Source organism: Microvirga sp. P5_D2 (assembly GCF_054049475.1).
This window is the reverse complement of record NZ_JBFUMH010000172.1, coordinates 1-10,910: the sequence shown is the minus strand read 5'-3', so window position 1 is coordinate 10,910 and position 10,910 is coordinate 1. Positions and strand designations below refer to the sequence as shown.

Annotated in this window: 9 protein-coding genes and 3 pseudogenes; 10 read left to right on the top strand and 2 right to left on the bottom strand. The window is 61.0% G+C overall.

From position 1 onward, the window contains the following. Positions 1 to 145: 145 nt before the first annotated feature. On the bottom strand, positions 146 to 1,141 hold the full coding sequence (locus ACXJKO_RS26380; protein WP_457094020.1) for a Bug family tripartite tricarboxylate transporter substrate binding protein: 996 nt from the start codon (positions 1,139 to 1,141) through the stop codon (positions 146 to 148). Between the two features lie 74 nt (positions 1,142 to 1,215). After that, positions 1,216 to 2,220 (bottom strand): 4-hydroxythreonine-4-phosphate dehydrogenase PdxA, encoded by a 1,005-nt coding sequence (locus ACXJKO_RS26375; RefSeq protein ID WP_457094021.1) that lies wholly within the window; start codon positions 2,218 to 2,220, stop codon positions 1,216 to 1,218. A 225-nt stretch (positions 2,221 to 2,445) separates the two neighbouring features. Here ACXJKO_RS26375 and ACXJKO_RS26370 point away from each other — a divergent pair, with 225 nt between their 5' ends. The 10 genes and pseudogenes from ACXJKO_RS26370 to ACXJKO_RS26325 form a co-directional block, all read left to right on the top strand. Further along, positions 2,446 to 3,147, top strand: coding sequence for a GntR family transcriptional regulator (locus ACXJKO_RS26370; RefSeq protein ID WP_457094019.1), 702 nt, complete (start codon positions 2,446 to 2,448; stop codon positions 3,145 to 3,147). Between the two features lie 74 nt (positions 3,148 to 3,221). Then, entirely contained in the window at positions 3,222 to 3,941 is a 720-nt protein-coding gene (gene otnC, locus ACXJKO_RS26365; protein WP_457094018.1) for a 3-oxo-tetronate 4-phosphate decarboxylase, read from the top strand. Between the two features lie 4 nt (positions 3,942 to 3,945). Next, the gene (locus ACXJKO_RS26360; protein WP_457094017.1) at positions 3,946 to 4,758 is read left to right on the top strand and encodes a hydroxypyruvate isomerase family protein; all 813 of its coding nucleotides are present in this window, start codon (positions 3,946 to 3,948) and stop codon (positions 4,756 to 4,758) included. After that, positions 4,755 to 6,020, top strand: a complete 1,266-nt coding sequence (gene otnK, locus ACXJKO_RS26355) for a 3-oxo-tetronate kinase (protein WP_457094016.1) — start codon at positions 4,755 to 4,757, stop codon at positions 6,018 to 6,020. The genes ACXJKO_RS26360 and otnK overlap by 4 nt, the downstream gene beginning before the upstream one ends. A 70-nt stretch (positions 6,021 to 6,090) precedes the next feature. Further along, on the top strand, positions 6,091 to 7,479 hold the full coding sequence (locus ACXJKO_RS26350; RefSeq protein ID WP_457094015.1) for an NAD(P)H-dependent oxidoreductase: 1,389 nt from the start codon (positions 6,091 to 6,093) through the stop codon (positions 7,477 to 7,479). A gap of 32 nt (positions 7,480 to 7,511) precedes the next feature. After that, the gene (locus ACXJKO_RS26345; protein ID WP_457094014.1) at positions 7,512 to 8,498 is read left to right on the top strand and encodes a bile acid:sodium symporter family protein; all 987 of its coding nucleotides are present in this window, start codon (positions 7,512 to 7,514) and stop codon (positions 8,496 to 8,498) included. 158 nt (positions 8,499 to 8,656) lie between these two features. Then, positions 8,657 to 8,803, top strand: a pseudogene (locus tag ACXJKO_RS26340) (IS6 family transposase); the annotation flags it as partial. A 339-nt stretch (positions 8,804 to 9,142) separates the two neighbouring features. Further along, positions 9,143 to 9,409: pseudogene (locus ACXJKO_RS26335) on the top strand (transposase); the annotation flags it as partial. Positions 9,410 to 9,483: 74 nt separating this feature from the next. Further along, a pseudogene (locus ACXJKO_RS26330) lies at positions 9,484 to 10,362 on the top strand (IS110 family RNA-guided transposase); the annotation flags it as partial. Between the two features lie 73 nt (positions 10,363 to 10,435). Then, positions 10,436 to 10,910 (top strand): transposase (locus tag ACXJKO_RS26325; protein WP_457094013.1); only part of this gene is annotated, 475 nt, incomplete at its 3' end.

Sequence of the window (10,910 nt, the reverse complement as noted above, 5' to 3'; positions counted from 1 at the left end):
ACAGCGATAAGTCCCAGACCAGCCGTTACGGTTGCGGTTGCGATCTCAGCACCGAAACGAGAAATCATGGCGTCGCTCCCTGTCAACTTCTTATCTGACAAACCGGCGCAGCCGAGGCTGCGCCGGTTGCTCGGCTTTGTTAGATTTAGTTAACGACCCAGCCTTCACGCTCGAAGACCTTCTTGTTCTTGGCCTCATCCTCGGCAACGAACTTCTTCAACTCCTCGCCTGCCAAGAAGCGATCCGTCTGAGATGTGCGCTCAATGTATTCTTTCCACTCGGGGGTTTCGCTCACCTTCTTGAGGACGTTGGCGTAGAACGTCACTGCCTCGGAGGAAGCGCCGCCTGGTAGCCACACGGTGCGTGGCATCTGGAACTGGTCTATGGGGAGACCCTCTTCCTTACAGGTCGGTATGTCGGACCAGCCCATGGTCGCCGTGACCTTCGGGCCTTTGGCGAGACGCGCTGGGCTGAACACGCACAGTGGCTTGATCGCACCGGCCTTCCACTGGCCAATATTTTCGTTCGGATTATTCGTGTTCGCGTCAATGTGACTGCCAGCGAGCTGAACTCCAGCTTCGCCGCCGCCCTTGAAAGGAATGTAGATAAATTTGGTGCCGGTTGCGTCTTCGATCAGGCTCGTGAGCGTCTGGTCGGTATCCTTGGACTGGCTGCCGCCCATCTTCAGGGTCTGCGGCTTAGCCTTCGCAGCTTCGATGAAACTTTGAGCGTCCTTGTAAGGGGAGTCCGCATTCACCCAGATCAGGAACTCGTCCATGGCCATGGCGGCAACGGGGGTGACGTCGCTGGGCTTGTAGGCCAGCTTCGCGACATAAGGCAGGAGATAGGCGTTGTTCGTGCCAAAGGTTAGCTTGTGAGGGTCGCCCGCTGCCGCCTTCGCATAAACGAGGCCCTCGGCTCCGCTGCCGCCGCCCTTGTTGGTTACGATGACCGATTGATCCATCAATTTGTGCTTGGCAATGATTGATTGAACCATACGCGCGAAGTTGTCGGTTCCGCCGCCGGGACCTGATATCGCGATGAACTCGACCGGCTTCGTCGGCTTCCATTCAGCCTGTGCCACACCGCCGAGTGCGGCGGTGATGGCAGTTGCAACCATCCATGATGTCTTCTTAAGCATAGTTTTCTCCCTTTGCGATGTTCTCTGGGCCATGGCGTCGACCCAAGATTCTGGAATTAGGCTAGGCAGCGCCCTTAACCGGCTCTCAGTTCCACCGCCTCACGGCGAGCCCGAACCTCGGTGCCCATGCGAATCGCAAGCAGGAGCGCCTCACGGCTTGCGCCGAGATTGGCGATGCCGCGGCCGGCAATTTCATAGGCTGTGCCATGGGCAGGCGTGCAGATCGGGAATGGAAATCCTCCGATCAAAGTGACGCCACGATCAAATCCCATGAGCTTCATCGCAATCTGGCCCTGGTCATGGTACATCGTGAGAACGGCATCGAAGTCGCCGCTCTTGGCGCGCAGGAAGACTGTGTCCGATGGAAACGGCCCCTCTACAGCGAGGCCTTCCGCAATGGCCTTCTGAACGGTCGGCTCAAGAATTTCGATCTCTTCGCGACCGAAATTGCCGCCATCGCCCGCATGGGGGTTGAGCCCCGCCACTGCAATGCGCGGCGGATTGAACCCGGCGGCGCGCATGCACTGATTCGCCAACCGCAGCGACTTCAGGATTGCACCCTCGGAGATCGCAGACGCAACCTGCGATAGGGGAATATGGGAGGTAACGCGAGCGTTCCAGAGCTTCCCAAGAACATTGAACTCGCTCGCGGCGGCAGAGGAGTTGAGAACGTCGCGCACGAAGCGGATCTCATCATCATACCCTTCATAGGCGAGGCGCATCGCCTTCTTGTTGAAGGGCGTAAAGAACACTCCGTCGGCTTGGCCCATATCGGCCATCTGCAATGCGCGACGGAAATTCTCAGTCGCGAACTGGCCGCCCTCGAGCGTCGCCGTCGCGGGAGTGACCTGCTCAGGATTCAGGTTCTTCAGGTCGACGAAGATCGGCCGGGCAGCTCCTGCCGGAACCGACTCCTCCGAGGAGACGACGTCCACGTCCACATCGACGCCGGCAATCTGAGCACCCTGTTCCAGAATACGGCGATCCCCGAAGATCACCAGATGCGCGCCAGTCCGGAATCCATCTGAAGCAATAAGTTTGGCAGCGAGTTCCGGACTAATGCCAGCCGGATCGCCCATAGCAAAGGCAATGGTGGGTCTCACTGGGATGGTCGGCGAAGGAGAATTCACGGCAGCCTCATTTTGGGGTGACACAAGGACAGTAACAGTCCCATATTCTGCATGCAAGCATTCTGCATACAGAATTTTGTTTGCGCAAATTCAGTATATAGCTATAAGACGGCTATGCGGAGCGTTCCTTTAGGAACTATGTTCTATGGGAAAGCACAGATGGACGGCTCGGCCATGGATCAACCAACCATTCCAGACACTTCAGGCTCGCTGATCGGCGCCTCCGACGTGCGGGGGCCTATTGCGCGCCTCAGCCTTCACGATGCGATCGTGGCGCGCATACGCGATATGATCATCGAGGGAGAGCTCACGCCTGGCAGCCGGATTCATGAGGGAAACCTTGGAGCCAAACTTGGCGTGTCCCGCACCCCCCTGCGGGAGGCTCTAAAGTTTCTTGCAAGCGAAGGACTAGTGGAGTTATCGCCGGGGCGTGGCGCCGTGGTGCGCCAATTCAGCCCAAAGGACGTTCACGACAGCCTCGTGGTGCTCGGAAACCTTGAGGGACTTGCAGGTCGCCTCGCCTGCGAGAACGCCACGGATGCCGAGATCACGGAGGTCCGGCAGCTGCACGACCTCATGATGGACATGTATGAGAAGCGCGATCGCCTGCCCTACTTTAAGCTGAACCAGAGCATCCACTCGGCCATCCTCCGCCTCTCGAAGAACGAGGCGCTGGCTTACGTACATGGCATTTTGCAGGCGCGGCTTCGCCGCATCCGCTACATCGGCAACGAAGGGGCGGACAAGTGGGCAGGCGCTGTTGCCGAGCACGAGGACATGATCGTGGCTCTCGAGGCCAGGGATGCCGACCGCCTGTCGAAAGTGCTGACGGCTCACATGGACAAGACCTGGGACCGCGTAAAGAACGCCATCTGACACGAGGACCGCCCCCGTTCAACCTGAAACGGCGCGGGCTGATCGCAACCACTCCATTCTGCGAGGTCGCCGACATGAGCGATGAAAGCCAACTTCGCGAGACAATCTGCCGCTTCAGCCGCTCCTTGTTCGAGCGCGGCCTGACGGCCGGTTCCTCAGGCAACATCTCCGTTCGCCTCAGCGACGGCGGCTGGCTGACGACACCGACCAACAGCTCGCTCGGATCTCTCGATCCCACCCGGCTGAGCCGCCTCGACGCGGCGGGACGCCTCGTTTCGGGGGATGCTCCCACGAAGGAGTTGCCGCTTCACACGGCTCTCTACACTACTCGCCGGGATGTGGGAGCCATCGTGCACCTGCACTCGACCCACTCCGTCGCGGTTTCGATGCTGCCCGACGTCGATCCGGCAGACGTCCTTCCGCCGATGACGGCCTATTACGTCATGCGTGTTGGGCGAACGGCCCTCGTTCCCTATTACCGCCCCGGGGATCCTGCCGTAGCGGATGCGATCCGTGGACTTGCCGGGAAGTACACCTCCGTCCTATTGGCCAATCACGGCCCGGTCGTTGCCGGGAAGGATCTCGAGGCTGCCGTCTATGCCACCGAAGAACTCGAGGAAACGGCGAAACTCCGCCTTCTCCTCCACGGCCTCAACCCGCGCCTTCTGACCCGCGCACAGGTGCGCGATCTCGTCGACCATTTTGGATTGGATCAGGTGATTGGCGAGGAAGGGGCCGAGTCCAGTCACGGCACCTGCGGCGAGGCCCATGTCCATTCCCACAAATGCGGATAAACCCATGCCCCGCTTCTCGGCCAATCTTGGTTTTCTTTTCGCCGACCGCCCCGAGCTGGAACGAGTGTCAGCTGCTGCCGCCGCCGGCTTCAAGGCCGTCGAGATGCATTGGCCGTATCAGGTTCCCGCCGCCGAGATGCGCACGGCCCTTGAACGCAGCCAAGTCACGATGCTGGGGCTTAATACATCGGTCGGCAACACCGCTGCGGGAGATTTCGGATTGGGCGCTGTGCCGGGTCGGGAGAGCGAATTCCAGCAAGCCGTGGATCAGGCCCTCTCATACGGGTCGGAGATTGGCGCTAGCACCGTTCACTGCATGGCTGGCACTGTTGCAGCGGATGACTTCGAGGCGGCCGAGCGCACCTTCGTCGCAAACCTGAGGACGGCCGCCGACAAGGCGGCGCAGGCCGGAATCACACTGCTGCTGGAACCGATCAATCATCATGACAAGCCAAGCTACTTCCTATCGCGCATTGAGCAGGCTGCCTCGATCATCGGGCAGGTGGGGCGCACCAACGTGAAGATTATGTTCGATTGCTATCACACGCAGATTATGCAGGGCGATCTGACCCGGCGCTTCGAGGCACACCGCGAGTTGATCGGGCATGTCCAGATCGCTGCGGTGCCCAGCCGCGCAGAACCGGATGAGGGCGAGATTGACTATGCATCGCTTTGCCACGCGGTCGAACAACTCGGATACGGCGGCTGGATCGGGGCGGAATACAAACCACGCGGGCGCACTGAGGATGGTCTGGGCTGGCTCGTCCGCTGGTCTAGCAGCAACATTTCATCAAAAACAAGCGGAGGCAGAGCATGAAACTCGGGTGCATCGCGGATGATTTGACCGGAGCCACCGATCTTGCTCTCATGCTCGCCCGCGAAGGGATGCGAACTGTGCAGACGATTGGCGTCCCAAGCGCCGATCTTGACTTATCCAGCGCAGACGTGGTGGTCGTTGCCCTCAAGTCGCGAACCATTCCCGTCGAGGATGCCATCGCTCAGTCCCTTGCGGCGGCGGCAGCTCTGAAAATGGCTGGCGCAGAGCACTTCTTCTTTAAGTACTGCTCCACCTTCGACTCCACGGACGAAGGCAATATTGGGCCGGTGGCCGCGGCGCTTCTGGAATTCGCGGGAAGCAGCTTCACCCTCGCCTGCCCTGCTTTCCCAGCCAATGGCCGCACAGTCTACAAGGGTCACCTGTTCGTGAACGGCGTGCCGCTGCACGAGAGCAGCATGAGAGACCATCCGCTCACGCCGATGCGGGATCCCAATCTCGTGCGGGTGCTGCAAAGGCAGACGAAGCTGTCGGTTGGCCTCGTAACCTTCGAGGATGTCGAGGCGGGGCCGGATGCCATCAAGGTTGCCTTCGAGCGGGAGCAAGCCGCAGGGCATCGGGTCGTGATCGTCGATGCGTTGACCGACACTCACCTGCGATCCATCGGCCAGGCCGCGGCGGAATTTCCGCTTATCACCGGAGGCTCCGGTGTTGCCATGGGCCTGCCCGCAGCCTATCGCGGCGGCAGGGCATCTTCGTCCTCATCCGAAAAGGCATTCGACGCTCCCGCAGGACGTGAGATCATTCTCGCGGGCTCCTGCTCTGCCGCAACCAAGCGCCAAGTCGAGATTGCCATTGAGAGGCATGTCCCCGCCTTCCGTCTCGATCCCATGGCTCTCGCGTCCGGCAACCTCAATGCACAGACGGTCCTGGATTGGCTGTCTGCACAGCAGGCGAGCGGCCCCGTCCTGATCTACTCAACAGCGACGCCCGGCGAGGTGCAGGAGGTTCAACGCAAGCTCGGCCGCATGAATGCGGGTGAAATCGTCGAGAACACGCTTGCGCAGATTGCCTGCGCGCTCCCGGAACGAGGCTTCACACGCCTCATCGTTGCAGGAGGTGAGACATCCGGCGCGGTCGTGAATGCGCTCGATGTCGGAGCGCTCACCATCGGGCCAGAGATCGATCCGGGCGTTCCCTGGACGAGAACGCTCTCGGGAACCGATCTCGCCCTCGCGCTTAAGTCTGGCAACTTCGGTGCTCCGGACTTCTTCCTGAAGGCCTGGAGCATGCTCCGCAAATAAAGACTACCGTCTCGCTTCAACCGGAAAAGATACCGACGTCAACGCGCTCGTCGGACAAGAGGAATATGCCATGGACTATCGCACTTATTATGCAAAGGCCGACCGCCCCGTTGAGACCTGCATCGTTGGCACGGGAAGTTTCGGACAGAGCTATCTGGCTCAGGCTCAGCGTGTTCCGCTCCTGAGCGCGCGGGTCGCTGTTGACATTTCAGCCGAGAGTGCCGCAGCGGGACTGARAGCCGCCGGCATTAATCCGGACCGGATCCAGCTCTGCAGTTCGGTAGCCGATGCAAAAGCCGCCTGGGACCGCGGCAGCTTCATCGCCGCAAGCGACCTCGCAATTGCGGTCGAACTTCCCATCGAAGTTGTTGTCGAAGCGACCGGACAGCCCATCGCTGCGGCACGGCATGCCCTCATCGCCATCGAGGCCAGGAAGCATCTGGCGCTCGTCACTAAGGAACTCGACAGCGTGGTCGGCCCGGAACTCAAGGCTATGGCTGAGGAGCGAGGCCGGATCGTTACGACCGTGGATGGGGACCAACCGAGCCTGCTCATCGGTCTTGCCACTTGGGCAGAGGTGATGGGCTTTCACATCGTCGCTGCTGGAAAATCCAGCGAGTACGACTTTGTCTTCGATCCCCGCACGAGCCACCTGACCAGCAACGAGCGCAGCGCGGACGATGTCGACCTCGCCCGTCACTGGAATCTGGGAGAACGCGGCACAGATGACATAGTGGCTTCACGCGCCGCAGCCGTCGCGAATTTCCCGCAGCGGGCCGTGCCGGACTTGTGCGAGCTCATGGTGGTCGCGAACGCAACTGGCCTACAGCCGGACCGTATGGACCTCCACGCACCCCTTGCGCGCATCAACGAGTTGCCGACGATCTTCTCCCGCCGTGAGGATGGCGGTATCCTCGGCGGCGACCGGCGTATCGACGTGTTCCACTGCCTGCGCAAGCCCGACGAGATCAGCTTCGCGGGGGGCGTCTTCGTCGTTTTCCGCTGTGACGATCCTAAGAGCTGGGACATGCTCGCCCAGAAGGGACACATCGTTAGCCGGACGGGCGCGAACGCCACGGTCTTCCTACCCCGCCACCTTCTGGGCCTTGAAGCCGCCACGAGCATCCTCGATGCGGCGATTCACAACGTGTCCGGCTACGGATCCGACTACCGCCCCCGCTATGACCTGATTGCTGTCGCAATCGAGGACCTCCCGGCTGGCACTGTCCTGTCCATGGGCGGCCATCATCACACGATCTCCGGCGTCACCGCCGAGTTCAGACCCGCAGAAGCGCTCGTGGCCGATGCCCCCGCCCCGTTCTATCTTGCCGCCGACTGCCGGTTGGCAAAGGCCGTTCGCAAAGGCGAGGAGATCCGCATGGTCGATCTCGAACTGCCGGAGGGTTCGCCCCTTCTCGCTTTGCGCCGCCGGCAGGATGCGCGCTTCTTCGRACAATAAGAATGACACTAATCAGCCGGAGTGCCTGAACGATGGGCTTCCTCTCATACCTGCGGCCCGACCGCTTCACGGTCGCCCTCGTGGCAGTTGCCATTATCGCGACAATTCTGCCCACGACCGGCGAAGGCATTCCGGTCCTCAAGGTCATCATCGCAGGTTCGATTGCGCTTCTGTTCTTTCTGCAGGGCGCCCGCCTCTCGCGGAAAGCCATCATCGACGGCGCCATTCACTGGCGTCTTCACCTGATGGTGTTTGCGGCAACCTTCGTCATGTTTCCGATGCTCGGATTGCTATTCAGCGTCAGTCTCGGGCCCATGCTCGCACCCGGCATTGGCTTGGGGATTCTCTACCTGTGCCTTCTGCCCTCGACGATCCAGTCCTCCATCACGTTCACTTCCATTGCGAACGGAAACGTGGCTGCGGCCGTGTGCAGCGCATCGGCCTCGAATGTGCTGGGCGTCTTTCTGACTCCGATCCTCATGAGCTTCTTCATGAACACACAGGGTAGCATTCCTCTCAGCGCCATCGGTGGGGTCGTGATGCAGATCCTCGTCCCGTTCCTGGTGGGGCACATGGCACGGCCATGGGTCAGGGAATGGGTCGACAGGAGCCGCACATTCACGGGCTTCGTGGATCGCGGCGCAATCCTGCTTGTCGTTTACTATGCCTTCGGAGAAGCTGCCGCGAACGGGCTGTGGCACCAGCTTGGGCTGCGCGACCTCATCGTCCTTGCCGTTCTCAGCTGCGTGCTCCTTGCATCTGTTCTGTTCATCGTGACGGCAGCAAGCCGCCTGTTCGGGTTCTCGCGGCCGGACGAGATCGCCATCGTGTTCTGCGGATCGAAGAAGAGCCTGGGAAGCGGGGTTCCTATTGCAAGCATCCTCTTTCCCGCATCCATGATCGGCGCGATCATCCTTCCCCTTATGCTCTTCCACCAGATCCAGCTGATCATCTGTGCAATCTTGGCTCGCTCCTATGCCGGCGCTCCGCACTCGCCGGCTAGACAGAGGGGGAGATGATCGGGGTTTTTGCAGATCTGGAGCAGATGCGAAGGATCTGCAAATATCGTTTTTCCGCGTCTCACCTATTGCTCTCCGGGCTTCCCGAGCGAAGGGTTGGCGTGTTCATGGGCAGGCATTTTGATTAGTCCATAATCCGGCTCTGCGTGCGATAGTAGCTGGCCTATGATCTCAGTCTAAGGTGTCTGATGGAGATGATGGTCGAGCGAGGCATCGGAGTCGATCATTCCACGGGCTACCGCTGGACCGTTCAATATGTCCTGCATCAGTTGGAGCATTTCCATCTGTGCAAGCGAGCCGCAACCGGCCTGTCAGAAGAGGCGGGCGTCATAACCGGGCAAACGATCCACGTCGATGGCGTAGCCTCGAGCGGGAGAGTTAGTTTCTGAGGGCGGGAGGGGCGTGGCGAACCCCGAAATGGGAGCATTGGCACTGATCTTGTCTACTCAGTTCATGACGGTGGCCTTTTGGCATTAACACGCTCCGCTGACAAAACCTGATGAGGTTTGCTGTGCCAGGAGCATTCCAAGCTCTTCTCCATGAACCTGGAGGCCTTTTCGGGGCACGAGCAGAATATCGGTGCATAGAACGGGTGGACTTGCTTCAAGAAACTGGAGAGCACTGTATGAAGCAGGAGGATATCCATGCCCAAACAGAAGCGTTTTACGCAGGAATTCCAGGATGAGGCCGTTCGTTTGGTCGAGACCAGCGGCCGGACGCGACGCGAGATTGCCGAGGATCTCGGCGTCGGCCTGTCGACCCTGCGGCACTGGATCGATCGCCGCCGCGAGCATCAGATTGATCATCCGCCCGAGAACCGGCAGGAGGATATGACGGCCGAGCTGAAGCGGCTGCGGCGCGAGAACGAGATCCTGCGCCAGGAGCGGGAGATCCTGAAAAAGGCCACGGCTAATGGCATGGACCGGCCGTGCTCCCGGAGGGAGCATGGGAGGACGGGATTGTCCCGAAGCCACGGAGCCATGCCATGTCACACCAGACCACGACTGAGGCCATCGCCACGATCGGCATCGACTTGGGCAAGAATACGTTCCACCTCATTGGCATGGATGCCCGCGGCACGATCCTGCTGCGCCGCAAGATCGCGCGCGGGCAGCTCCAATCCTGCCTGACCAACCTGCTGGTCTGTTTGATCGGAATGGAGGCCTGCGCCGGTGCTCATCATGTTGGGCGCCAACTCGCGGCCCTCGGCCATGACGTGCGCCTGCTGCCGGCCCAGTACGTGAAGCCGTTCCTCAAAGGACACAAAAACGACTACCGTGATGCTGAGGCCATTGCCGAGGTGGTCCAGCGCCCGACCATGCGCCCGGTGCCGCTGAAGTCGGCCGAACAACTTGATCTGCAGGCCCTGCACCGGGTGCGCCGCCGCCGGATCGGCCAGCGCACGGCGGTGATCAACCAGATCCGCGCCTTCCTGCTCGAGGATGGTATCGCCGTGCGCCAAGGGCCGGCTGGTCTACGCGAGGCTCTTCCGGCGCTACTCGCCCAGCGCACGGACGTGCTCTCGCCGCGTATGCTCCACCTGCTCGAGGATCTCGCGGCGGACTGGCGGCAACTCGATGAGCGCATTGCCGCCATCACGCGGGATATCGCCGCCTTGGCCCAGCAGGATGCAGGGTGCCAGCGGCTGATGGGGATCCCAGGGGTTGGCGTGATCACCGCCAGCGCCATGGTGGCGGCGGTCGGAACCGGAGCCGCCTTCGCCAAAGGCCGCGACTTTGCGGCTTGGCTCGGGCTGGTGCTGAAGCAGATCTCGACCGGGGATCAGACGATCTTGGGAGGTCTCTCCAAACGGGGAAACTGGTACTTGCGCACCCTGCTTGTCAGTAGTGTGGTGAAGGTTCTGCAAATCGCCTGATCGGGGCGGTCATGGCAGGATGGTGATGTTCAACGTCACACACTCCGAGAGGAGCCCCACCATGACCATCATCAAGGATAAACCTGCCGCCGCTGCCATCAAGGACCTTCTCAGCCACAACCCGGACGGGCTGCGCGAGATCGTGCGTGCCGTCATGCAGGAGATGCTCGAAGCCGAGATGACCGACGCCCTTCAGGCCGAGAAGGGCGAGCGCACCTCGGCTCGCCTGGGCTACCGCTCCGGCTCCTATACCCGCACCCTCATCACCCGGGTGGGTAAGCTTGAGCTGCGCGTGCCGCAGGACCGCGACGGCCGCTTCTCCACCGAGCTGTTCGAGCGCTATCAGCGTTCCGAACAGGCGCTGGTGGCCACGCTGGCCGAGATGTACGTGCAGGGCGTCTCCACCCGTAAGGTCAAGGCGATTACCGAGGAACTGTGCGGCCACAGCTTCTCGGCTTCTGCCATCTCGGCCATCAACAAGCGCCTCGACGACAGCCTGGCCCAGTTCGCCTCACGCCGGCTCGAGGAGCCGTTCC